Genomic DNA, 24,532 nt, shown 5'->3' with positions numbered 1-24,532 from the left:
TGATGATGGTTACTAAGCTCTAAGTATAAATACGGAAATTGAAATTTCAGTACTAAAGCTATGATACACAGTATTTTAATTCTCTAGCTTTACACCGTAATATTACAAAAGGTGGAGCTCAGAAACCACTTTAAAAACGAGGCGGATTCTGAAAAGCCAAACGAGTAAGAAAACTAAAACTATCAAATCATGGCAGAATTTAATTTTAGCGAAGAAGCTATCTCAAATGCATTAGAAGCAGCAAAAAGATCAAACGAAGACAGCCAGGCAAATCTTCGTTCATCAGGAAAAGATTCAGATCTAAGCCTTGCGAGAGCAAGCGCAGGTTATCTACTTGTAACAGCAGAGTGTATCTCCATTACTGTTGAAAACAACAAAGTTTGCATCAATTTACCCCTAGGTTTTGGGAAATATTGTTTCAGCATACCATTAAGTATTCCTAACGGAACAGCTGGTCAGGCTTGTTTGGCTATATGTACAACTTGGGGAATTCCAACAGGAGTTAGAGTTACTATTAATATAGCTGGAATAACAGTTATCAGTCAATCATTCGGAAAGTGCTAATTATTTAGTACACGAATTAGAATAAAAAGTCCGTCTCACATAGCTTGTGAGACGGATTTTTTATTTTATAAATAATCTCAGTGAAAATTGACTATAAACGACAAGATACAATGTTGACAAGATTTTGAACATAAAAGGACAGCTTAATAATGGGTAATCTTTTTGTTTTCTATGAAAATACTTATTTCAAATTTTTCTTTCACAGGAATTCCATAAATGCTTGCAGATTCCCATGTATTTAATTCTTTTAATTTGAACGCTGTTTTAATAGATTTTTTAGTCTCCTGATCAGTGTATTTAAGTATTTCAATATTTTCTAATTTATTTTCTGTTCCAATGGTGACGAGAATACGGTTTTCACCAGTTGTAGTATTTTTTGGGAGTTTTAAATTATTAAACAAAACCACTCTGAAATTAGAAATTCCTTTTGGGAATTTTGCATACATTGTCATTATATCCCTGTCATCTATACATTCCTTATTTTTTTCTTGTTTACATTTTTCTAAGCTTTTCTCAATTGCTGAATTTATTTCCCGAATTTTTGCTGAATCCTTTTCATTTGTTGGAAACACTTCTATGTTTTCTATTCCTGGTGAAAGAAAATAAGTAATTGAATGATTGTTTGAAATACAACTTACAAGAAAAAGAGTAGATATAAGCAGGTATATATTTTTCATAGTTTGTATTTAGAAAATAAAACCTCCAAACTTGGAGGCTTTATATTATTGTTTTGGCAGTATTCAATTATTGAGGTCCTCCATTTTTATTTGTTAAACCATTTGTATCCCAAAACGTGATATTTTTTATAATTAAACTTTTGTAAAAATTTTCAGCAGTTGTATTCCAAAACCAATGATATTGATTAATAATTGCTGTTGCTTGTTGGAAGTCAAATGTTTGAGTGAAATAAATATCTATATAAGGGTTAGCATAATCTTTTTTGCGAATTTCAGACCTTGTTTCTGCATCGCCAACAAACATTAATCTTAGATATCCACTATCCGGATAATAAGACTGTATCGACAGGTTATTTTGAGATAAGTTTTGTAAAAAAACTGAAAGAGGTTGATTATAATAATTTGTTTTATTGGGAATGATATTGTTTAAGTTACTTATCGTTTGGTTATAAAAATTAGGATAATCTACCATTGTAATTGGCTGACTTGTTTGTGATTTAAAAAAAGTAAAAGAAATAATTGTAATTAGGAGTATAAATATTTTTTTTGTTTTCATAATGATAATATTTGATAGTTAAATATTATGGGCATGGTTGTGCCTTATAGCCTGTTATCTTTTTTCCACCAGATGCGGGAATTATATATTCAAAAGGTGTGGACGAAAGTGCTTTTAAGTTTCCGTTTCCATCAGTTTTAGCTAAACTAATACCACTATTATACTTTTCAAGAATATATGCATAGCCTGATTCTAAACCATCAGTTTGGCTATTCCCAGAATATGCAGGTAATCTTCCTGTCATATAGTTGTCTAATATTTCAAGAAAATCTTTACCCACTTCTGATTTATCATTAAAAATTCTCCCTTCGTTTGTAGTATTACTTGAAAATGGATATGTAGCCAAAAATTCTATTGCTTTATCTCTATCTGTAATTACAAATGCATATATTGTTCCATTACTGCTGAATACAAATGATGACTGAAATGTAAGGTATTGTTGACTACTTTGAAGAGTGTTGTATAGGTCTCTTACAGAAGGAGGTGGAGCGCCATGACTAGGGTGTGAGTGTGCAGAGGCGAGATAATCTCCTATGGAGGGAATAATTATTGAAACATGACCGGGATCATTAGGGTCATTGCTTGAATATGGATCTTGTGCTATAATACTTGTACCTGTACTTATAATTGCCGTTCCGTATTCATAATGATCATTTGTTGCATGTTGTTTTAAAGCACCTAACTCAGAAGATATTGTAGATGTATGTAAAAGGGTATTAACATTATTTGTAGGTGTTTTTGCTTTTTTACAAGGGTCTTTACTATCAAGTGGTAGATTAGGTATTGTAGGAGTACCATTATTGTTTCCTCCTGACCCTCCAAAAGGTCCACCACCGCCGCCAGTTCCATCATCTCCCAATGCTGTAGAAGCTGGGAGAGCTTTACATCGATGGATTACTACGGTCACTTTCGTTGAAGGTTGATCTGCTTTGCAAGGACCTCCTTGCGTTTTTGGAAGTTCCCCATTAAAATGCTGACCTTCACTACAGGCAGTATAATAAGATTCTTCAATCCATTCACAAGATATATCAGACTTTCCTACTAATCCATTATATGTTCCTGGGTTGAGTTCTTCTACAGCCAGTTTACCTTTCGTGTCAACGGAACCTCCATTTGCCAGAACTTCTTTTTCCTGTGGTGTAAAATGATAGGTAATTAAAAGTTCTTTGTAAGTTCCATCAGGTAATAGGCTTAATACAAGGTTTTCCAAAGGAGCATTCACAGAAGCATTGTCCCTTGTCAGTTGAAATGTATAGCTGTGTACATTCGTTCCGCGCTCTATGTAGATCACATCATCTGTATTCACAGATACTCCGTTATTGTATTTTACAGATTTTCCTAAATTAAAGGTTTCCAGAGTTTTAAGCTTTTCATTAATCTTTTGCAATTCAGGAACAAGGTTTATTTTGTGCTTACTTTCCTCTAAAGAAATCCTTTTATAGGTATACCGGAAAGCATTATTGATAGTAGAAGCTTCCTGCTGGTCGGGGAAATAATCATTTCTGCAGGATTGCAGGGTAAGACTCAAGGTTGTTACCAGTAACAACCACGAAAATACTTTTTTCATCATGATTTTGTTTTTTTAAGTAGTTAAATATAATATTTCTTGTCACGCTGGCGTGATAATTTTTGCAATGTTATTTAAAATTTTGATTCTGTACAACAACCAATGTTTTAAAATCCAAAACAAAAGTTTTAAATTTAGATAACAAAAAATAGTAAATTAGCTGAAAATTATTAGAATATGTCTTTAGGAACTAAACTTCGTGAATTGAGAACCAATAGAAATCTTTCTCAGATGCAGGTAGTGGTAGAGTTTGATGTTTCGCAAACAGCATATGGGAAATGGGAAAGTGATCAGACTGAACCAGGGATAGATAATCTTTTAAAAATTTCAGAATTTTATGAAACGGATATTTATAACTTAATGAAAGAGGAAACTGGGGATAGTATTTCTAATAACACCTTGGGTGATGCTAGTGCAATTAGTAAGGTTACTACAATAAATAATTATATTTCAGATAAACTAGTAGAACAATATGAAGCCCGTATCAAAGATCTTCAGGATAGAAATCAGGAACTGAAAAACCTTGCAGAATATTGGAAGAATAAAGCAGAAGCAAACAAGTAGGAATTTTCTATGTTTCAGAAATTAACAGGAAAAGGATTGAGTTCTTTAAAAATACCAGCCGTTAACAATTTGTTGACGGCTTTTTTATGAACAAAATATACCACATTCTACTCAGTTCCTATGTTTTTTGTATGTTTGTTACATCAAGCGATTAATCAATTATTACATTTTAAATTAAAATATGGATTTCGAAGACTTTATCATTTCACCAAGAAATTTCAAAACAGAAAGCTGGCAGATAGGAAATCGGATTACAAAAGATATCAGAGAAGACAGTATTGTTCTTTTGTTTGTGTCAGATTATAGAGGAGCAGGCGGAGATGCGGAAGTACAGGATTTTACGGCAGTAAGAAAAGAATTTTATAAGCTTTCGCAGATGGACTTCGAAATTCCTGTTGTAGATCTTGGAGATTTGGTATCCGGAAAATCTGTTCAGGATACTCATTATATCTTACAGGAAGTATTGTCGGCATGTCATTATAAAAGAGCTATTCCGGTGATTATCGGTGGTTCCAATGATTTTGCTTTTTCATTATTTTCAGCATTGAATTTCCATAAGAAAAGCATTAATTATACCCAGATCAGTAATATTATTTCCCTTCAACAAGGGGAGACAATCAATGAGCATACTTTTTTAAGCAAGATTTTCGGAGCCAAGAATTTCTCCATTAAAAATTATCACCATCTGGGTTACCAGAAACATTTGAATGAAATGGATTCTGTAAGGCTGATCAAAGAAGTAGAGTTTGATATTATCCGACTGGCTGAAATGATGAATTCTACAGAAAAAACAGAGCCTTTCTTCAGAAAAGCAGATCTGGTAACTGTAAATTGTGATGCTATTGAAAGCTTTAGTGAACCTTTTTCAATGAATCCTCAAGTAAATGGTTTGAACAGAAGAGAAATCTGTGCCTATATGAAAGAAATCGGATTGAGTGAAAATCTGAAATCTGTTGGGATTTTTAATTATAATATTTATTCAGAGAACCAGCTGAACCATCAGCTTTTAGCACAAATGCTGTGGTATCTGATTGAAGGAATCAATATCCAGCATTCTCACCCGAAAGAAAGACATTATGAGCTGTTCTATGTTTTGGTAGATGACAGACAATATGCATTCAGGCGTGATACTTTCAGTAATTTGTGGTATTTTGGTGATGATGAAAATATAGAAAACTGCATTCCCTGCTCCAGAAAGGATTTTGATGAAGCTAAAAAAGGCTGGCTGAATGCAAGACTGACGAAAATTTAATGTATGACAAATGTTCCCTCAAGAGTATCCATTATTGTTCCCGTTTATAATGTCGAAAATTATTTGACAAAATGCCTTGATTCCCTGGTGAAGCAAAGTCTTCCTGATATTGAGATTCTTGTAGTGAATGACGGAAGTAAAGATAACTCTGAACAAATAATTAAAGAATTTGTACAAAAATATCCGGATAAAATAAAAGCTTTTACCAAAGAAAACGGAGGTCTAAGTGATGCCCGTAATTTTGGAATTGATAAGGCTACCGGTGATTACATCGGTTTTGTAGACAGTGATGATTATGTCACCGAAACCATGTTTGAAGAAATGCTTCTTTTAGCAGAAAAACACCGAGCGAAGATGGTGATCTGTAATATTCAGAAAGTAGATGAAAATGGGAAAATTATCCAAAAACTGACTCAGCTTCCCAATATGCCTGAGAAAATAGTACTTGGAGATTATTTTTCTGTTTTTTCGGATATCAGCTATTTCGCATGTAATAAGCTGTTTAAAAAAGAACTTTTTAATCAGAAAAGATTTAAAAAAGGAGTTCATTTTGAGGATATTCAGCTTATTCCACAGCTTTTGTTGGAATGTGAAATCATCGCGCAGACTCAGAATTTCCATTACCAGTACCTTGAACGTACTGATTCTATTACAAAAACCCACACAGAAAAGGGGCTTGATATGTTAAAAGCCGTGTCTGATGTGGAAAAAATATTCAGTAAATCCCCATATTCCTACAAAAAAGAAGAGTTGAAAAATTTTCAGATTTTTGAAGGGGTTTACTCATTTTTGGCCTATCTGGCCTTTGTTAAAAAAGAAGAAATATTTTATAGTATGTCGGATCAATTAGTTCTTTTTATGAAGGAAAGACAAATAAAAATTCAAGATATATTGAAGTATAGTCGTTTTGGTAAGAATTATCTTTTATCTTTGCCCTTGAAGAAAAAGATTTTTTATCTGTTGTTTTTTGCGGGGCAGAAAAGATTGATAAGAAAATTGATTTAGTAAACACAAATGTAAGTACTATTGTTTCGGTCAATAGAAAATGATAATGACGTGCTTGTAAGTTCTGTATTATGATTTTTTATTTAGGAGATACAAGTGCTGAATAAGAAAAGAATGAAAAATTTTGAATTGTTCTTAGGCGGATCGGGAATACCTATTTTCTATATAAAAATAGGGCTAGGCTTCGTGTTCTCCTTTTTAATTACATTTTTCTCTATTCCTACCATTGTCAAGATTTCAAGAAGAAAGAATCTGATGGATGAGCCTGGGATAAGAAGCTCGCATCTTAGAGAAATTCCCAACCTGGGAGGTATTGCCATCTTTTATTCCATAGGAATCTGTGCCTCTATTTTTGCCTATGAGTTATTTGATCTCTACAAATTTTTATTTGCTTCATTAATTATCCTGCTCTATGTGGGCGTAATGGATGATATTGTTGTAATGAGGGCTTACAAAAAACTTGTTGCCCAAATTGTTGTGTCTTCCCTGATTGTTATTGGCTCGGATATCAGAATCAGAAGTTTATTCGGAATCTTCGGAGTATACGAGCTGGAGTATTTCGTAAGTATAATATTCAGTATTGTAACATTTATTATTCTGATTAATGCATTCAACCTGATTGACGGGATAGACGGGCTGGCAGGTGGTTATTCTGTGATCTGCAGTGCTTTATTTGGAATCAGTTATTATCGCTTAGGAGAGTATAACTATCCACTGGTAGTGTTATCCGTTGTTATTATAGGAACTGTACTGGCATTTTTGTATTATAATTTGTCAAATTACCGTACCCACAAAATATTTATGGGAGATACAGGATCTATGCTCCTTGGCTTTTTGTTAGCTTTTACATCCATTTGTTTTATAGATATTTTTATAGATAAGAAACTCATTGATGTTCCAAGATATCACCTTCAGTCTGCTCCTGTAGTAGCGGTAGCTATCTTGATTCTTCCGATCGTGGATACTTTAAATGTAATCATGATCAGGCTTTACAATAAAAAATCCCCATTTGATGCCGATAAAAACCATATTCATCATAAACTGTTGAAATTGAACCTTACCCATAGGAGATCAACTTTTTATATTATCCTTTACTATTTGATGATTGTTGGAATAGCTTATTATTTAAGACATATTAATGTCAATCTTTTATTATTGGTGATTCTTTCAATAGGTTTTTTTGGTGCTTATCTGCCAGATTTGCTATATCGATTAAGAAATAACAAAAATTAACAATTAAATATTACTTTTGTAAACAATATTATATATGATGAAAAACTTTAAATATTTATTTTTAATATTCCCTCTTTTAGTTACCTCATGTATTACAACAAAGGATGTAAGATACTTACAGCCAAGTGAGAGTCTTGTAATTAATGAAGAAGGGCTCGTTCCCTACAATATTCCTGTATACAGGATTACCAAAAATGATATCCTTAATCTTAACATTGTAACAACTCCCAAAGGAGATGCTGCACAGTTTTATTCCTCTTACAATTCCTCCGGAGGAATAGGAACTGGAGCTGGAACAGCAACAAGCCCTGCTATATCAGGTGGAGGTTCTGTGGGAGGAGGAATTGGTACTACCTCTGGAGCAAGCAGAGGAGGAAACATGAATTTTTATTTTAATGGGCTCAAGGTTGACTCCAACGGAGATGTCAATGTTTTTGGAATTGGCTATGTAAAAGCCGAAGGGAGAACATTAGAGGATATTAGAAAAGAAATTCAGGAAAAAGTAAATGAAAACTTCCAGGAAGGTAAGTCTGAAGTACGTTTAAATACAGATGGTATTACTTATTATATTCTTGGTGACGTAGAAACTACGGGCCTTTCAGGAGAGAAAGTAGCTCATAAAAATACCCTTACCATTACTGAGGCTTTGGCTATTAATGGCGGACTGAACAGAACGATCGATAAGAAAGAGATCGTTATCCACAGAAAGCTTCCTGAAGGAATCAAAATTGCCAAAATAGATCTTACCCGCGAAGATCTTATGAATTCACCTTTCTACTATGTACAGAATGGAGATGAAATCTATTTGAACACCAGAGCAAAGAGCTTAAATGGATTCGGAAAAGATCCTATTCAGACTTTAACAACAGGAGTTTCGGTGATTACTACAGCATTGTCTATTTATTTACTTCTTAAAAATCTTTAGTCATGATTCCAGAAAGAGTAAACGCTGCAGAGAAGAATAATTCTCAGAAAGAAAAGTATGGATCATTTGCATTATTTGATTTAGAGCACTTTTTAAGAAGGATTCTTAAGAACTGGTATTGGTTTGTATTCATGTTTTTTATCGGCTATGGGCTTGCATGGGGATACACTCATTACTATGCGCAAAATATTTATGCATCAGACTTGTCATTAAGTACTTCCAGCAAAGGGTCTGAGTTTTTACCAACACAGAATAATCAATCGATCAATTTCATTTGGGGTGATACCGGAAATCAGGATGGGCTTTATCTGAAGAAAATGCTTTTATCCAGATCACATAACGAGTTTTTGGTAAAAGAACTGGATCTTTTTGTTAATTATTCTACCAAAGGACTGATAAAATCTACTTACCTGGATAAAGATGATTCACCTGTTTTTCTTCAGATTGATAAAAAACATCTTCAACAGATTAATTATCCTATTACCCTGATGCCAAAAGGAGATGGAGCATATCAAGTAGTTTTACCCGAAGAAGGCGAATCTACAAACTTATACAATTATGAAGTTGAAGGCTTTCAGAGCATCAACTCATATGGCAGACCCGCTGATAAAATCATTAAAATCAATGAGTGGTACAATTCTCCTAACCTGAGATTCAGGCTTATTAGAAATCCAGTACCTACTAAAATCAAACTGGATAATATCATTGTAAACCTGAGTTCTGTAAATGAGAGTGTGAATGAAATTGTTTCGACTACAGGTGTTGATTTTGATAAAGAAATCAGATCTATTATGATTATTACCAAAAAAGGATATAATCTTAATAGTACAGTTAATTTCCTTAATAAATCTGTTGCAGAATTACAGAAAAAGAGATTGGCTGATAAAAATGTGGTTAATAAGAACACAGACATCTTTTTAAAAGACAATCTGGATAATATCCGCAAAAAGCTTGATTCAAGTGCTAATGTGCTGAATTATTTAAAAACCTCGGAAAAACTTTATAACATTAAAGACAGAGATGAAAAATCTCTTGAAAAAATAAAAGAACTGGAGGCTAGAAAAGCAGATATCATAAGCAAAATCAATTCACTTAACAATATAAAAAACACGCTGCAGTCCCAGAATTTTGATAAAATGATTGGAACCAATGCCGCAGGTTTTGAAGATGGAGTATTCTCAGCAACAGTCTCTGAACTTAAAGCTTTATATACCAAAAGAGCAGAAATGGCTTCCATCTATAAGCCTTCATCAGAGCCAATGAGAGAAATCAACAGACTTATTGATGAAGCAAGAACGGGATCATCAAACAGCTTAAGAGGATATTATAGCAGATATTATGACGAGATCAACAAAATTGATCGTGATATTTCAGGTGCCAACTCAGATTTAGCTTCTTATCCTGAAAAAGAAAGAAGATATTTGGATGCAGAGAGAGGATATAATATGATTGAGGCTACTTATAATAGTCTCTTGGGAAGACAGAGTGATACGAAGATGAGAATGGCTACCAACCAATCTGATATTACTGTGATTGACCCTGCTAAAAACCTGGGACAAAGGGCTATCGGACCTAATGTAAAGCTAGCAAAGACTGCTATTATCTCTGGGTTACTGCTACTTCCATTACTGTTTATCTTTGTGGGTGAAGTATTAGACAGTAAAATCAGAAATATCAAAGAGCTGTTAAGTGCTACGAAAATTCCACTTCTTGGAGTAATAGGAAATAACAGCAATGAAAATATGCTTACCGTTCTGGAACAGCCAAAATCATCTGTATCTGAGGCTTTCAGAGGAATAAGAGCAAATATGAGATTCTTAATGGATAATGAAAGTGAAAAAGGTAAAGTTATTTTGATCACATCATCCATTGGAGGAGAAGGGAAAACTTATATTTCTATCAATTTGGCATCTGTAATAGGATTGAGTGATAAAAAAACAATTTTATTAGGAATGGATCTTAGAAAACCAAAAATCTTTGGAGACTTTAAGATTGATAATAAATATGGGATCTCAAATTATCTTACAGGAGAAGTAGATATTGACCAGATTATTAACAAAACCAAGATTCCTAATCTTGATGTTGCTACTTCAGGTCCTATCCCACCAAACCCATCTGAGCTTTTAATGAGCCAGAAAAATATCAGATTTATAGAAGAACTTAAAGAAAAATATGATTTCATTATTATAGATTCACCACCTGTAGGTCTTGTGGCTGACTCATATGAGCTGATGAAATATTCTGATACTAATATTTATGTAGTACGCCATGAATATACAGAAAAGTATATGCTGAAAATGATTACTGAAAAGTATCATAATGATGAAGTTAGTAATTTAGGACTTGTTTATAATGACTATAACACCAAACAAGGCTACGGATATGGCTACGGTTACGGCTACGGATATGGTTATGGTTACGGATATTTTGATGAAGATAAAAATTATAAAGAGCCTTTATTAATAAGGATCAGAAATAAAGTACAGGTATTATTCAATAAAAAATAAAGCATTAAACCCTCATTTAATGGGGGTTTTTTCATATTTAAAGTATTTTCATTCTATGAAAAAAAGAATATTTTTGCCACTTTGCCGTTTACTTTATAACAAATTATGTTTTTTTGTTTATTTTTAACTAAACATTAAGATTATCATTAATATAAAAATGTTTTATATTTGCAAAAATTAAATTTTAAAATAACCATAAATCCATATTCTTTTATGAATAAAAAATTATTGTTTAGCTTCCTTGCCTTCCTTGGAGTGGTAAGTGTTAAAGCACAAAGAAACGAATTGGGAGTTCGTCTAGGTATGAGTAACCTAGTGGGAGATGTAGGAAGGACAAATTATATTTTACAGAAGCCGTTGGATTTAAGCAGAGCGTCAGATTGGGGCATCCCATTTTATGGTGGTTTATTATACAGATTTAATTTTAACCCGCATCAGACCGTTAGATTGGATTTGGGATACAATCAGATTCAGTTTAGTGATAAAGCGGCGAAAGAGGATTATAGAAGAAATAGAAACTCATACGGAAAAAACAATGTGTATGAGGCGAGTTTAATGTTTGAATATAACTTTTTCCCTGTAAATAACGAGCAGATCAGCATGCTGAGCCCTTACATCTTCGGAGGTATCGGTGCTTTGATGTTTGATGCTCCTAAAGCTACTCTTGTGAATGATTTCAGGAGAGATGCTGATGGTGTGGCACTGGCTCCGATCAATGAATTGGATTTTACAACCACCACAGATTATTCATTAGGGAAAAAAGTAACAATGCATATTCCTTTTGGGGTGGGTCTGAAGTATAAATTCAACCATTCTTGGGCTATATTTGCAGAAGCTACATTCAGATATACATTGACGGATCAGTTGGATCATAGTAAGATCCTTTCCAAAGATGTAAAAACTTCTTTTAATGCTGATATTTTGGATCCCGCTACAGGTGGTTCATTATTACAGTCAGGAAATTATTATGCGGTTTCTAAAGAAAGAGAAGCAGAGTTTATTAAAAAGAGAAATATTGGAGATGGAAGATCCAACGACTGGATAAATACTTTCAGTTTAGGACTTACATATTCGTTCGGAAGACCTCCATGTTATTGTGAATAATATGTCGTTGATTAAAGAAAAAATAAATTCTGAGAATTTACCAAAACACGTAGCCATCATTATGGATGGTAATGGAAGATGGGCAAAATCTCGTGGCGAAGAAAGAACTTTCGGTCACAAAAATGCCATTAATGCAGTAAGAAATGCTATTAATGCATGTAATGAGATTAATATCCCTTATTTAACACTGTATACATTCTCTTCAGAAAATTGGAATCGTCCAAGTGAAGAAGTGAATACCCTTATGAACCTGTTGGTAGAGACCTTACTGCTGGAAGCAGAAGAGATCTTCAGCAAAGGATTGAGAATGCATGTTATAGGGAATCTTGAGAAACTACCTACATTAGTAAAAGAGCAGTTGGAACGTGTGGTAGAGCTTACAAAAGAAAACACAAAAGGAAACCTTGTATTGGCTATTAGCTATGGCTCACAAAATGAAATACTGGAAGCCGTAAAAAATATAAGTTCTGATGTAAAAGAAGGAAAAGTAGAGATAGAAAATATAAACGAAAGTTTATTCGAAAACTATCTATATACAAAAGATTTTCCTCCTGTAGATTTACTGATCAGAACCAGCGGCGAAATAAGGATAAGCAACTTCCTGCTTTGGCAGATTGCTTATGCAGAATTACAGTTTTTAAATGTGCTGTGGCCGGATTTCACCAAAGATATTTTCTTCCAATGTATTGTTGATTATCAAAACAAGGAAAGAAGATATGGTTTAACCGGCGAACAGGTGAAAGGCCAATAAAATTTTAAGAAAAGAAAGACTCGATAAAATGAAGTTTAGACTATTACCCATCATTATGTTTGCTGCTTCTGCACATTTTTATGGACAAGTAACTCCACAAGACAGCACAAAAGTAAATAATGCTGTACATGCAGAAAATGAGGCAGGAACTTATACACTTAAAGACATCGTTGTAGATGGGGTAAAAAAATATACACCAGCTCAGATCTTAAGATTTACGGGCCTTACAAAAGGAGAAAGTGTAGACATTCCGGGACAGAAAATCAGCAATGCTGTAAAAAAGCTTTGGGATACCCAATCTTTTTCTGAAGTGGAAGTTTACGTTCAAAGTATTGAAGGACAAACGATTGTTCTGAAATTTCATCTACAGGATCTGAAAGAACTTGGAGAAGTGAAATTTGCAGGAAAAGGAATCGGTAAATCTAAAAGTGAAAAACTGGCAAAGGATAACAACCTTAAACCAGGAACTAAGATTACTCAGAACTTAGTTTCAAGCCTTAAAACCCATGTCCCTAAAGACTATATCAAAAAAGGTTTTGCAGATGCTAAAATCACTATTCAGGATAAGGTAAATGCAGGAGATCCTGCGTTGGTAGACTGGACAATTAATGTTGATAAGGGTAAAAGAATCAAAATTGATCATATTGAATTTGAAGGAAACGAGAATGTAACCGATAGAAAACTTAGAAATAAAGCTTTCAAAGAAACTAAGCAAAAACGTTTCGGTATTGGTGGTATTTTGAAGTCCTCAAAATTCATTGAAGATAAATATCAGGAAGACAAGCAAAGTCTTATCAGTTATTACAACTCCCTTGGATACAGAGACGCTAAAATTGTTTCAGATTCAGTATGGAGAAACAAAAGAAATAATTACGAAATCAATGTAAAACTTAGCGAGGGTAAAAAATATTATATCGGGGATGTTACATTCACGGGTAATACTGTATACTCTACAGAATACTTACAGAGATTATTAGGATATAAGAAAGGTGATATTTACGATGCTGTAGGTTTCAACAAAAAAGTTGGTGAAGACGGTGGTAAAGAGGATGATTCGGATATTAAATCTGTTTACATGAACAATGGTTACCTTTTCTCAAACGTAACACCTGTTGAAAAATCAGTAGCAGGAGATGCCGTAAACCTTGAAGTAAGAATTAATGAAGGAGAGCAGGCTACCTGGAATAAAGTAACATGGCAGGGGAATACAACAACCCATGACCATGTAATTCTTAGAGCACTAAGAACAAAACCAGGAGAGCTATTCAAGAAAACAGAAATTAAGAGAACCTATTTCGATTTAGCAGGGATGTCATTCTTTGACCCTCAGCAAATCGGACAGGATATCCAGCCAAATCAGGTGGATAATACCGTAGATATCAATTGGAAACTTGTAGAAAAAGGATCTTCTCAGGTTCAGCTACAGGCAGGTTACGGTGGTAACAGTTTCATCGGTACTTTAGGATTGACATTTAATAACTTCTCATTAAAGAATTTTCTTAAGTTTAAAGATTTCAAACCAGTACCTCAGGGAGACGGACAAACGTTCTCAGTTCAGGTGCAAGCAGGACAGTACTTCCAGAACTATGGAGTATCATTCACAGAACCTTGGCTATTTGGTACAAGACCAACAGCTCTTTCTGTAAGTTTGAATAACTCAAGAGTAAGATATACAGATCAATATGGAGACGCTCAGAAATTGAACATCTTCTCTGCTTCAGTAGGTCTGAACAGACTATTGAACTGGCCGGATGACTATTTCTCTCTTTATACTGGGCTACAGTTCCAGAAGTATGACTTCAAAAACTATCCATTCCAGTTTGGAGATTCCACTGAAAATAATGGTACTGCCAATAACTTCAGTGTCAACTTAGGACTGAGCAGAAACTCTGCAGGTATTGACCCGATTTTCCCAACAACTGGATCCAATATCGAGCTTTCAGCAAAACTGACTCCTCCATACTCATTGTTTAAGAAAAAAGATTACTCTACAATGTCAGCTATTGACAAATATAAGTGGATGGAATTCTATAAAATCAAGTTTAAAGCTGATGTTTACAATGAAATCATTGGAAAACTGGTCTTGAGATCTTCTGCAGAAATGGGATTCATGGACGGATATAACAGCCAATTGGGTGCTCCGCCATTCGAAAGATTCTATATGGGAGGAACAGGTCTTTTCGGAGGTCGATATGACGGTAGAGAATTGATTCCTTTAAGAGGTTATGAAAATGCCACTACAGAAGGAGGTCAGGGAGAAGATATTACACAGAAAGGAGGAGGTACAATCTATAACAGATTTACTTTAGAATTAAGATACCCGATCTCAATGAGCCAGACTGCAAAAATCTATGCTTTGACATTCGCTGAAGGAGGTAACGTATGGAATTCATGGAGTTCTTACAGCCCGTTCCAGTTGAAAAGATCTGTCGGAATTGGGGTAAGAGTTTATATGGGAGCATTTGGATTGATCGGATTTGACTTTGCACTAGGTCTTGATAAAACTATTTCTGGTGAAAAGTCTGGATGGAGAAACCACTTCTTGATGAACCAAACATTATAATTATAATTATGAAGCACTTTAAAATAATTTTCACGTTCGCATTACTCTTGCTTTTCGGGTTGAACAGTGCCCAGAAAATCGGAGTAGTGGATACTAATGAAATTTTGAATAAATTACCTCAGTATAAAGAAGCTGAAGCAAGGTTGAATTCTCAGATCGATACCTGGGAGTCTGAACTTCAAAGCCTTCAGTCTGAATATGAAAGAAAAAAAGCTGCTTTTGAAAGTGAAAAAGTTTTATTGATAGGTGACCAGCTTAAACTTAGAGAAAAAGAAGTTACCGATCTTGATAAAAATATTAAAACAACAACAAGCTTACGTTTTGGAGCTAACGGTGAAATTACAAAACTGAGAACAAATCTTGTTCAGCCTTTTCAGGATCAGATTTGGGGAGCTATCAAAACAATGTCCGAAAAAAATGGCTTGGGCATAGTTCTTGATAAAAGCAATAACATTAGTGTTATTTTCCTTCAGTCAAAATATGATTACACCGAAAAAGTATTGTCTATTCTATTAAAAGGGACAGACAAGAAGGAAAAAACAAATAGCAAAGGCAAAAAATAATCAAAGAATTAACTTTTGCTATATTTTAAAATCTAAAAACAAATTAAATTATTTATTTACCAGTTATGAAAAAATTAAGTGTATTATTTGCAGCAGTAATGATGGTTGTATCTGTAGGTATGGCAAAAGCTCAAAAAATTGCTACTTTAGATGTAATGGGAGTTCTTAACGCAATGCCGGAGAAAAAGAAAGCAGATGCTGATCTTAAAACATTCTTAGATACTAAACAAGCTGAGATTAAGAAAAAAGCTGACGCAGCTCAAACTAAATATCAGCAATATCAAACTGAAGCTCCTAAGAAAACAGCTGACGAAAACAACGCGAGAGAAGCAGAAATGAAAAAATTAGCTGAAGAAATCCAGCAAATGCAGGAAAAAGCTCAAAAAGATCTTCAGTCTAAGCAAGACTTAGCTTTCGCTCCTATTGAGAAAAAGCTAAACGATGCAGTAGAAAAAGTAGCTAAAGCTAGCGGATACGATTATATTATGGATGCAAACTCAACAGCATTCCTTTATAAAGCAGGACCAGACGCAACTGCAGCTGTGAAGAAAGAACTAGGAATTCAATAATTTCAGCAAATTAACAAAGATTTATAAAACTAACCACCTCTTTTAGAGGTGGTTTTTTTATTTTTGCGGAATGGAAAAAGAAGTATCAACTACGGTCAAAGTTAGGTTTAGTGACTGTGATCCAATCGGACATCTGAATAATGTAAAATATCTTGAGTATATGTTCAATGCCAGAGAAGATCATGTAGAAACATTTTATGGATTTACCTATGAAGAATATACCAAACAAACCGGCTGTACCTGGATTGCTATTCAAAATGAAATAGCCTATCTGAAAGAAGTAAGATATAATACACAGGTAGTGATCAGCAGCAAGACCATCGATGTACAGGATAGAACGGCAAAAGTCGAAATTCTGATGAAAAGCCTTGATGAAAAGACAATTCATGCTGTACTTTGGGTGACCGTTATTTATTTTAATGTTAAAACAAGAAAATCTGAAGTTCATCCCGAAGATATCAAAGAGGTTTTTGATAAATTTTATGTGGATCTTATCCAAAAAGACTTCCAGTCAAGAGTGAAGTTTTTAAGATCTCAGAATGCCAAGAACTCTTAATCTCATTTCTTATTGAAGGTTCCAATTTAAAAATTAATAATAAACAAATGAAAAAAATAGCAGTAATAGGGAGTAACGGACAATTAGGAAACTGCATAAAAAAGATTGCCCCGGATTTTGAACATCTATATGAATTCTTATTTACAGACTCGTCCACTTTAAACGTTACCAATGAAGAGCAGGTGAATGATTTCTTTTATGATAACAAACCTGATTATTGCATCAATGCCTCCGCTTACACCGCAGTTGATCTGGCGGAAAAGGAAAAAGATAAAGCCTTTGCCGTAAATGCTGATGGAGTAGCTCATCTTGCTCAGGCATGCGCAGATCATAAATCTGTTCTGATCCATGTTTCTACAGATTATGTTTTTGATGGTACCACAAACCTTCCTTACTCTGAAGATGACTTTACAAACCCGATTGGAGTATATGGAGCTTCAAAAAGAGAAGGAGAAGAACTTGCTCTGGAAATCAATCCAAAGACAATCATTCTGAGAACTTCATGGCTGTATTCTGAATTTAATAAGAACTTTGTGAAAACAATGTTAAACCTTTTCTCTCAAAAAGAAGAGTTGGGAATCGTTGCGGATCAGTTTGGACAGCCTACTAACGCAAACGATTTGGCAGAAGCTATTATGAGGATTATTGAAGCACCGCAGAAAACCTATGGAATTTTCCATTTCTCAAACTATCCGGAGACAACCTGGTTTGAATTTGCAAAAAAAATTGCAGAATTTTCAAAGTCATCAATACAATTAAATCCATTAACAACCGAACAGTATCCAACTCCCGCCAAAAGACCTGTAAGAAGTACCATGTCTTTGGATAAAATAGAGGAAGTTTACAAAATAGAACCCAAACATTGGGAAAACAGCCTTGAAGAATGTGTTGAGATCCTTTCACACTAATACTATATATATGAAGAATATTGCAATCCTCTTTTCAGTGTTATGTATCCAGCTGTGGAATGCACAGAATGTTTATATGACCAGAGTTGAAAAAACAAATGACAACTCAGATAAATTCTTATTAAGAAAAGAAGCTGCTGCTACAGATGCTATTTATTTAGGAGAAGTAGAAGTACAGGGTTTTTCAAAAGATGATGCACTCGTATTTTCCTTGGTATATAAAAAAGCAAAAGAAATTGGTGCCAATACATTTGAATTAAAACCTTTCGAAAATGTTGATGGTACACCTCAGGCATTCAATGCTGCCAATTATAAAATAGCTTTATATTATACACCCAAAGAAAAATTAACGGCTACACATGGTGACATGTATATATTTGCCTCTTCTGAAAAAGACCAAAAGATTAGCATCAACCGTAAAGACTATAAAATCTCTCCCAGATCATTTTTGAAATTAAAAGTTGTTCCGGGAGAAATCTATACCATCTCAACCAAAAAGCTTTTAGGTTCTACAGTGAAAGTTCAACCAAAAGCCAATGATGACAACCTCTATTTTCAGGTTTCTTCTCTAAAAGTAAAACCAGATAACTCAGGAGTAGGAGGTTTGAATCTGAAATCCGGAGATATTATTGGTCTGGAGAAGTCCTATGCTGAATTTTTGAGCGTAATATATAAAGAAAGCAGACCTTAGAAGCTGTCTATACTAAACAATTATAGGTTTACCTATATAAACCATCAATACGAAGAGGCTGTCAAAAGGTAAACCAACGCTCGGAGAATTCCTTAAATAGGAGTCCGAGAGAGGGAGACTTTTGACAGCCTCTTCTTTTATATGATCTTTGTCTTGGGCTTTAATCCAAACGTATGACCAGTCGGACTTTTTACAGGCTTTGTTGGAAACCCTCCTTATCTTATTATATATCAATAGTAGCCTGTTCTCATGAAAATTTTCCGATCCTCAGGCTTCAGCCCAACCCTACATCTATCCTTATTATTATATATCCCTTATTTTGATCCTTCCACACCCCAAAACCCCGCCTCCCGCCCTTCGAATCATCCCCTCTCATCCTCTCAAACCCTCCAACTCTCCAACCCTCTCACCCGATCCTCCAAACAAATGTTTAAAATTTTTCTCCCTGCCTTCCAGTAGATTAGGATAAAATCTCGTTTCAATATGAAATTTAAGTTAAATAAAGTTGCGTAGTGTATGGTAAGTTTCTATCTTTGCCCCACTGAAAAACGAAAGACATTCAGTAGCGCAGAAGAGCCTTTAGATGGGCAGAAACAAAGAAATACTTCATAAGATAAGGACGAAAAAAAAACTTTAATTTTTTTATAAAAAAAGTTGTCAGTTAAAAAATAGTTATTATCTTTGCAGTCCCAATTAGAGGGAGCGCAGGAGTAGAGAGATTGAAGGTTTAGGAAGAATTAAGGTTACTTAAAAAAAACTTTAAAATTTTCTTCAAAAACATTTGGTCAATTCAAAATAAAGTTTTACTTTTGCACTCGCAAATACGGAGCAACACTGACAGAAAGATTGTTACGTTAAAAAGCGAAAGATATAAAGATCATTGACATACAATATAACAACCAAGTAAGGAAAAACTAAAGCGTTAAAAACTTTGAGTGAGTCAGACAAACATACAATGGAGAGTTTGATCCTGGCTCAGGATGAACGCTAGCGGGAGGCCTAACACATGCAAGCCGAGCGGTAGAGATTCTTCGGGATCTTGAGAGCGGCGTACGGGTGCGGAACACGTGTGCAACCTGCCTTTATCAGGGGGATAGCCTTTCGAAAGGAAGATTAATACCCCATAATATATTGAATGGCATCATTTAATATTGAAAACTCCGGTGGATAGAGATGGGCACGCGCAAGATTAGATAGTTGGTGAGGTAACGGCTCACCAAGTCTACGATCTTTAGGGGGCCTGAGAGGGTGATCCCCCACACTGGTACTGAGACACGGACCAGACTCCTACGGGAGGCAGCAGTGAGGAATATTGGACAATGGGTGCGAGCCTGATCCAGCCATCCCGCGTGAAGGACGACGGCCCTATGGGTTGTAAACTTCTTTTGTATAGGGATAAACCTAGATACGTGTATCTAGCTGAAGGTACTATACGAATAAGCACCGGCTAACTCCGTGCCAGCAGCCGCGGTAATACGGAGGGTGCAAGCGTTATCCGGATTTATTGGGTTTAAAGGGTCCGTAGGCGGATTTGTAAGTCAGTGGTGAAATCTCACAGCTTAACTGTGAAACTGCCATTGATACTGCAAGTCTTGAGTGTTGTTGAAGTAGCTGGAATAAGTAGTGTAGCGGTGAAATGCATAGATATTACTTAGAACACCAATTGCGAAGGCAGGTTACTAAGCAACAACTGACGCTGATGGACGAAAGCGTGGGGAGCGAACAGGATTAGATACCCTGGTAGTCCACGCCGTAAACGATGCTAACTCGTTTTTGGAGCGCAAGCTTCAGAGACTAAGCGAAAGTGATAAGTTAGCCACCTGGGGAGTACGAACGCAAGTTTGAAACTCAAAGGAATTGACGGGGGCCCGCACAAGCGGTGGATTATGTGGTTTAATTCGATGATACGCGAGGAACCTTACCAAGGCTTAAATGGGAAATGACAGGTTTAGAAATAGACTTTTCTTCGGACATTTTTCAAGGTGCTGCATGGTTGTCGTCAGCTCGTGCCGTGAGGTGTTAGGTTAAGTCCTGCAACGAGCGCAACCCCTGTCACTAGTTGCCATCATTAAGTTGGGGACTCTAGTGAGACTGCCTACGCAAGTAGAGAGGAAGGTGGGGATGACGTCAAATCATCACGGCCCTTACGCCTTGGGCCACACACGTAATACAATGGCCGGTACAGAGGGTAGCTACACTGCGAAGTGATGCAAATCTCGAAAGCCGGTCTCAGTTCGGATTGGAGTCTGCAACTCGACTCTATGAAGCTGGAATCGCTAGTAATCGCGCATCAGCCATGGCGCGGTGAATACGTTCCCGGGCCTTGTACACACCGCCCGTCAAGCCATGGAAGTCTGGGGTACCTGAAGTCGGTGACCGTAACAGGAGCTGCCTAGGGTAAAACAGGTAACTAGGGCTAAGTCGTAACAAGGTAGCCGTACCGGAAGGTGCGGCTGGAACATCTCATTTTAGAGCGTCTTAAGACGTTAAACAAAATCAGTATCGTAAGATACAATATACTTACTTAAAGCAATAGCTTTAGTTTTTTGTTTGGTTGCTATATAAAAATACAAAACCCACTAGAAATTAGTATAGGGAAAGAGATTTAGAAAAGAAGTTAGAAATTAGAAGTTAGAGATTAGTCTAACATCTAGTATCTAAAATCTAACATCTAAAACAAAGTCTCGTAGCTCAGCTGGTTAGAGCGCTACACTGATAATGTAGAGGTCGGCAGTTCGAGCCTGCCCGAGACTACTAATTAAAATAGAGGTTAGAATCTAGAAATTAGAAGTTAGTTTTTACTAATCTCTAACTTCTAACTACTAACATCTAAACTAGCGGGGAATTAGCTCAGCTGGCTAGAGCGCCTGCCTTGCACGCAGGAGGTCAAGGGTTCGACTCCCTTATTCTCCACAGTTTTGGAAGACTGATTTAAAAGTTACGAATGGAGCCAAAAACAACATTTGTTCATCAGTTTGAAAGAAAGAAATTAAGATCATTGACATTAACGGTAAAGACATCACAAAGAGAAAACCGAGCGCATAAAGCGCTTGAGTAACCAATAGGAAAGAAATCGTTAAGGGCGTATGGCGGATGCCTAGGCTTTCAGAGGCGACGAAGGACGTGGTAAGCTGCGAAAAGCTGCGGGGATTGGCACACACGAATTGATCCGCAGATATCCGAATGGGGCAACCCGGCATATTGAAGATATGTCACCTCGTAAGAGGAGCAAACCCGGAGAACTGAAACATCTAAGTACCCGGAGGAAAAGAAATCGAAGAGATTCCGTAAGTAGTGGCGAGCGAAAGCGGATTAGCCCAAAAGTCTTTTTATGTTTAGAGGAATGTTCTGGAAAGAACAATCGTAGAAGGTGATAATCCTGTACTCGAAAGGCATATTAAGATGATAAATGAGTAGGGCGGGACACGTGAAATCCTGTCTGAATATGGGGGGACCATCCTCCAAGGCTAAATACTCCTGAAAGACCGATAGTGAACAAGTACTGTGAAGGAAAGGTGAAAAGCACTTCGAATAGAAGGGTGAAATAGAACCTGAAACCGTACGCCTACAAGCGGTCGGAGCAGCATAAAGCTGTGACGGCGTGCCTTTTGCATAATGAGCCTACGAGTTAATTTTACTAGCGAGGTTAAGGTATTAAGTACCGGAGCCGGAGCGAAAGCGAGTCTGAATAGGGCGCATAGTTAGTAGGATTAGACGCGAAACCTTGTGATCTACCCATGGGCAGGTTGAAGCTCTGGTAACACAGAGTGGAGGACCGAACCGGTTGACGTTGAAAAGTCTTCGGATGACCTGTGGGTAGGGGTGAAAGGCCAATCAAACTGGGAGATAGCTCGTACTCTCCGAAATGCATTTAGGTGCAGCGTCGTATATAAGTTTATTAGAGGTAGAGCTACTGATTGGATGCGGGGGTTTCATCGCCTACCAATTCCTGACAAACTCCGAATGCTAATAAATGTTCTACGGCAGTGAGGGCATGGGTGCTAAGGTCCATGTCCGAGAGGGAAAGAACCCAGACCAACAGCTAAGGTCCCAAAATATATGTTAAGTTGAAACAACGCGGTTGGACTGCATTGACAGCTAGGATGTTGGCTTGGAAGCAGCCATTCATTTAAAGAGTGCGTAACAGCTCACTAGTCGAGCGGTCCGGCATGGATAATAATCGGGCATAAACATATTACCGAAGCTATGGATTTATATTTTAGATATATCTGGTAGGAGAGCATTCTATTTGCGCCGAAGCAGTACTGTGAGGTATTGTGGAGCGGATAGAAAAGAAAATGTAGGCATAAGTAACGATAAAGCAGGCGAGAAACCTGCTCACCGAAAGACCAAGGCTTCCTCAGCCATGCTAATCAGCTGAGGGTTAGTCGGGACCTAACGCGAACCCGAAAGGGGTAGTGGATGGACAATGGGTTAATATTCCCATACTTGCTCACAATAAAAGGGGACGGTTGGATGTAGCTGCTGGAGACTGACGGAATAGTCAAGGCCTAGCCTTCGGGCGAAGCTGCTGTAGTGTAATCTGATCCAAGAAAAGCCGAAGTGAAGCAACCCGTACCAAAACCGACACAGGTGGTCGAGGAGAGAATCCTAAGGTGCTCGAGTGAGTCGTGGCTAAGGAACTAGGCAAAATAGTCTCGTAACTTCGGAAGAAGAGACGCCAACAGCAATGTTGGCCGCAGTGAAGAGGCCCAGGCGACTGTTTATCAAAAACACAGGACTCTGCTAAATCGAAAGATGCTGTATAGGGTCTGACACCTGCCCGGTGCTGGAAGGTTAAGGAAGGTGCTTAGAGTTAAATCGAAGGCATTAACTGAAGCCCCAGTAAACGGCGGCCGTAACTATAACGGTCCTAAGGTAGCGAAATTCCTTGTCGGGTAAGTTCCGACCTGCACGAATGGTGTAACGATCTGGGCACTGTCTCAGCCACGAGCTCGGTGAAATTGTAGTATCGGTGAAGATGCCGATTACCCGCAATGGGACGAAAAGACCCTGTGAACCTTTACTATAACTTCGTATTGACTTTGAGTAAGTAATGTGTAGGATAGGTGGGAGGCTTTGAAGCAGGCACGCTAGTGTTTGTGGAGCCAACGTTGAAATACCACCCTTTACTTACTTGGAGCCTAACTTCTTTCAGAAGGACATTGCGTGGTGGGTAGTTTGACTGGGGTGGTCGCCTCCAAAAGAGTAACGGAGGCTTTCAAAGGTACCCTCAGCACGCTTGGTAACCGTGCGTAGAGTGTAATGGCATAAGGGTGCTTGACTGTGAGACCTACAAGTCGATCAGGTGCGAAAGCAGGACATAGTGATCCGGTGGTTCCGTATGGAAGGGCCATCGCTCATAGGATAAAAGGTACTCCGGGGATAACAGGCTAGTCTCCCCCAAGAGCTCACATCGACGGGGAGGTTCGGCACCTCGATGTCGGCTCGTCACATCCTGGGGCTGGAGAAGGTCCCAAGGGTTGGGCTGTTCGCCCATTAAAGTGGCACGCGAGCTGGGTTCAGAACGTCGTGAGACAGTTCGGTCTCTATCTATTGCGGGCGTTAGATGTTTGAGAGGGCTTGATTCTAGTACGAGAGGACCGAATTGAACAAACCTCTGGTGTATCAGTTGTACCGCCAGGTGCACCGCTGAGTAGCTACGTTTGGAAGAGATAAGCACTGAAAGCATATAAGTGCGAAACTCGCCTCAAGATGAGACATCTTTTAAGGGTCGTTGTAGATGACGACGTTGATAGGCTATAGGTGTAAAGACAGTAATGTCATAGCCAAGTAGTACTAATTACCCGTAGATTTATAGTCTATGGTTACTAATAAACCAAGTGCTTTATGCGCAGTGAAGGTTTTGTCTTTGTGAAAGTTTTTATCGCTTAAAACAGGTAGCAGATGGTAGCTATCAGGAAGCAGGTACAACCTGCAACCTATTACCTACATCCAGCAACCTTATATACAACCT

18 protein-coding genes, 2 tRNA genes and 2 rRNA genes are annotated in these 24,532 nt (G+C 36.8%); 19 read left to right on the top strand and 3 right to left on the bottom strand.

What is annotated here, in order from left to right; all coding sequences use genetic code 11:
* The first annotated feature begins 189 nt into the window (after window positions 1-189).
* The gene (locus tag ACKTTZ_RS05850) at window positions 190-564 is read left to right on the top strand and encodes a hypothetical protein (protein ID WP_105702415.1); all 375 of its coding nucleotides are present in this window, start codon (window positions 190-192) and stop codon (window positions 562-564) included.
* A 143-nt stretch (window positions 565-707) separates the two neighbouring features.
* On the opposite strand, the gene ACKTTZ_RS05845 is transcribed toward ACKTTZ_RS05850, so the two are convergent.
* The 3 genes from ACKTTZ_RS05845 to ACKTTZ_RS05835 form a co-directional block, all read right to left on the bottom strand.
* Window positions 708-1,241 (bottom strand): hypothetical protein, encoded by a 534-nt coding sequence (locus ACKTTZ_RS05845; protein ID WP_253317172.1) that lies wholly within the window; start codon window positions 1,239-1,241, stop codon window positions 708-710.
* Between the two features lie 67 nt (window positions 1,242-1,308).
* A complete protein-coding gene (locus tag ACKTTZ_RS05840) occupies window positions 1,309-1,797 on the bottom strand; it encodes a hypothetical protein (protein WP_253317171.1) in 489 nt (162 codons plus the stop codon).
* 25 nt (window positions 1,798-1,822) lie between these two features.
* On the bottom strand, window positions 1,823-3,367 hold the full coding sequence (locus ACKTTZ_RS05835; protein ID WP_407847781.1) for a hypothetical protein: 1,545 nt from the start codon (window positions 3,365-3,367) through the stop codon (window positions 1,823-1,825).
* A 174-nt stretch (window positions 3,368-3,541) separates the two neighbouring features.
* Here ACKTTZ_RS05835 and ACKTTZ_RS05830 point away from each other — a divergent pair, with 174 nt between their 5' ends.
* The 18 genes from ACKTTZ_RS05830 (at window position 3,542) to ACKTTZ_RS05745 (ending at window position 24,378) form a co-directional block, all read left to right on the top strand.
* A complete protein-coding gene (locus ACKTTZ_RS05830; protein WP_407847779.1) occupies window positions 3,542-3,928 on the top strand; it encodes a helix-turn-helix domain-containing protein in 387 nt (128 codons plus the stop codon).
* A gap of 181 nt (window positions 3,929-4,109) precedes the next feature.
* A complete protein-coding gene (locus ACKTTZ_RS05825) occupies window positions 4,110-5,180 on the top strand; it encodes a formimidoylglutamase (protein WP_253317168.1) in 1,071 nt (356 codons plus the stop codon).
* Between the two features lie 3 nt (window positions 5,181-5,183).
* Window positions 5,184-6,185: a glycosyltransferase family 2 protein gene (locus tag ACKTTZ_RS05820; protein WP_034692415.1), complete on the top strand. Its 1,002-nt coding sequence runs from the start codon at window positions 5,184-5,186 to the stop codon at window positions 6,183-6,185.
* A 114-nt stretch (window positions 6,186-6,299) separates the two neighbouring features.
* Entirely contained in the window at window positions 6,300-7,418 is a 1,119-nt protein-coding gene (locus tag ACKTTZ_RS05815; RefSeq protein WP_034692413.1) for a glycosyltransferase family 4 protein, read from the top strand.
* A gap of 34 nt (window positions 7,419-7,452) precedes the next feature.
* Window positions 7,453-8,343: a polysaccharide biosynthesis/export family protein gene (locus tag ACKTTZ_RS05810; RefSeq protein ID WP_034692411.1), complete on the top strand. Its 891-nt coding sequence runs from the start codon at window positions 7,453-7,455 to the stop codon at window positions 8,341-8,343.
* Between the two features lie 2 nt (window positions 8,344-8,345).
* Complete coding sequence (locus ACKTTZ_RS05805) at window positions 8,346-10,850, top strand: polysaccharide biosynthesis tyrosine autokinase (RefSeq protein ID WP_253317167.1); 2,505 nt, start codon at window positions 8,346-8,348, stop codon at window positions 10,848-10,850.
* Window positions 10,851-11,063: 213 nt separating this feature from the next.
* The gene (locus tag ACKTTZ_RS05800; protein WP_034692408.1) at window positions 11,064-11,954 is read left to right on the top strand and encodes a DUF6089 family protein; all 891 of its coding nucleotides are present in this window, start codon (window positions 11,064-11,066) and stop codon (window positions 11,952-11,954) included.
* 1 nt (window position 11,955) lies between these two features.
* On the top strand, window positions 11,956-12,705 hold the full coding sequence (locus ACKTTZ_RS05795; RefSeq protein WP_034692407.1) for an isoprenyl transferase: 750 nt from the start codon (window positions 11,956-11,958) through the stop codon (window positions 12,703-12,705).
* 28 nt (window positions 12,706-12,733) lie between these two features.
* The gene (gene bamA / locus ACKTTZ_RS05790) at window positions 12,734-15,268 is read left to right on the top strand and encodes an outer membrane protein assembly factor BamA (protein WP_034692405.1); all 2,535 of its coding nucleotides are present in this window, start codon (window positions 12,734-12,736) and stop codon (window positions 15,266-15,268) included.
* An 8-nt stretch (window positions 15,269-15,276) separates the two neighbouring features.
* Entirely contained in the window at window positions 15,277-15,831 is a 555-nt protein-coding gene (locus ACKTTZ_RS05785) for an OmpH family outer membrane protein (protein ID WP_034692795.1), read from the top strand.
* A 65-nt stretch (window positions 15,832-15,896) separates the two neighbouring features.
* Window positions 15,897-16,400, top strand: coding sequence for an OmpH family outer membrane protein (locus ACKTTZ_RS05780; protein ID WP_034692403.1), 504 nt, complete (start codon window positions 15,897-15,899; stop codon window positions 16,398-16,400).
* Window positions 16,401-16,470: 70 nt separating this feature from the next.
* Window positions 16,471-16,956 (top strand): thioesterase family protein, encoded by a 486-nt coding sequence (locus tag ACKTTZ_RS05775; RefSeq protein ID WP_253317165.1) that lies wholly within the window; start codon window positions 16,471-16,473, stop codon window positions 16,954-16,956.
* A gap of 47 nt (window positions 16,957-17,003) precedes the next feature.
* On the top strand, window positions 17,004-17,864 hold the full coding sequence (rfbD, locus tag ACKTTZ_RS05770; protein WP_034692400.1) for a dTDP-4-dehydrorhamnose reductase: 861 nt from the start codon (window positions 17,004-17,006) through the stop codon (window positions 17,862-17,864).
* Window positions 17,865-17,874: 10 nt separating this feature from the next.
* Window positions 17,875-18,555 carry a hypothetical protein gene (locus ACKTTZ_RS05765; protein WP_253317164.1) on the top strand — a complete coding sequence of 227 codons (681 nt, stop codon included), beginning with the start codon at window positions 17,875-17,877 and terminating at the stop codon, window positions 18,553-18,555.
* A 952-nt stretch (window positions 18,556-19,507) separates the two neighbouring features.
* Window positions 19,508-21,024 (top strand): 16S ribosomal RNA (locus ACKTTZ_RS05760).
* Between the two features lie 211 nt (window positions 21,025-21,235).
* Window positions 21,236-21,309, top strand: a tRNA-Ile gene (locus ACKTTZ_RS05755).
* Window positions 21,310-21,394: 85 nt separating this feature from the next.
* Window positions 21,395-21,468, top strand: a tRNA-Ala gene (locus ACKTTZ_RS05750).
* A 153-nt stretch (window positions 21,469-21,621) separates the two neighbouring features.
* Window positions 21,622-24,378 (top strand): 23S ribosomal RNA (locus ACKTTZ_RS05745).
* Together the 16S and 23S rRNA genes with 2 tRNA genes alongside form the textbook arrangement of a ribosomal RNA operon.
* Window positions 24,379-24,532 lie beyond the last annotated feature (154 nt).

Origin of the sequence: Chryseobacterium sp. KCF3-3, from assembly GCF_045865955.1 — a bacterium.
Taxonomy (GTDB): Bacteria; Bacteroidota; Bacteroidia; order Flavobacteriales; family Weeksellaceae; genus Chryseobacterium.
Note: the sequence above shows the minus strand (reverse complement) of the source record. Positions and strands in the feature narration are given on the sequence as shown.

Bases quoted from the DNA above. Each gene is read 5' to 3' on its own strand.
- ACKTTZ_RS05765 (WP_253317164.1), top strand. From the start codon at position 17,875: ATGAAGAATATTGCAATCCTCTTTTCAGTGTTATGTATCCAGCTGTGG.
- ACKTTZ_RS05785 (WP_034692795.1), top strand. From the start codon at position 15,277: ATGAAGCACTTTAAAATAATTTTCACGTTCGCATTACTCTTGCTTTTC.
- ACKTTZ_RS05840 (WP_253317171.1), bottom strand. From the start codon at position 1,797: ATGAAAACAAAAAAAATATTTATACTCCTAATTACAATTATTTCTTTT.
- ACKTTZ_RS05780 (WP_034692403.1), top strand. From the start codon at position 15,897: ATGAAAAAATTAAGTGTATTATTTGCAGCAGTAATGATGGTTGTATCT.
- ACKTTZ_RS05795 (WP_034692407.1), top strand. From the start codon at position 11,956: ATGTCGTTGATTAAAGAAAAAATAAATTCTGAGAATTTACCAAAACAC.
- ACKTTZ_RS05775 (WP_253317165.1), top strand. From the start codon at position 16,471: ATGGAAAAAGAAGTATCAACTACGGTCAAAGTTAGGTTTAGTGACTGT.
- ACKTTZ_RS05800 (WP_034692408.1), top strand. From the start codon at position 11,064: ATGAATAAAAAATTATTGTTTAGCTTCCTTGCCTTCCTTGGAGTGGTA.
- ACKTTZ_RS05845 (WP_253317172.1), bottom strand. From the start codon at position 1,241: ATGAAAAATATATACCTGCTTATATCTACTCTTTTTCTTGTAAGTTGT.
- ACKTTZ_RS05830 (WP_407847779.1), top strand. From the start codon at position 3,542: ATGTCTTTAGGAACTAAACTTCGTGAATTGAGAACCAATAGAAATCTT.
- ACKTTZ_RS05825 (WP_253317168.1), top strand. From the start codon at position 4,110: ATGGATTTCGAAGACTTTATCATTTCACCAAGAAATTTCAAAACAGAA.
- ACKTTZ_RS05805 (WP_253317167.1), top strand. From the start codon at position 8,346: ATGATTCCAGAAAGAGTAAACGCTGCAGAGAAGAATAATTCTCAGAAA.
- ACKTTZ_RS05815 (WP_034692413.1), top strand. From the start codon at position 6,300: ATGAAAAATTTTGAATTGTTCTTAGGCGGATCGGGAATACCTATTTTC.
- ACKTTZ_RS05810 (WP_034692411.1), top strand. From the start codon at position 7,453: ATGATGAAAAACTTTAAATATTTATTTTTAATATTCCCTCTTTTAGTT.
- ACKTTZ_RS05850 (WP_105702415.1), top strand. From the start codon at position 190: ATGGCAGAATTTAATTTTAGCGAAGAAGCTATCTCAAATGCATTAGAA.
- ACKTTZ_RS05820 (WP_034692415.1), top strand. From the start codon at position 5,184: ATGACAAATGTTCCCTCAAGAGTATCCATTATTGTTCCCGTTTATAAT.
- rfbD (WP_034692400.1), top strand. From the start codon at position 17,004: ATGAAAAAAATAGCAGTAATAGGGAGTAACGGACAATTAGGAAACTGC.
- ACKTTZ_RS05835 (WP_407847781.1), bottom strand. From the start codon at position 3,367: ATGATGAAAAAAGTATTTTCGTGGTTGTTACTGGTAACAACCTTGAGT.
- bamA (WP_034692405.1), top strand. From the start codon at position 12,734: ATGAAGTTTAGACTATTACCCATCATTATGTTTGCTGCTTCTGCACAT.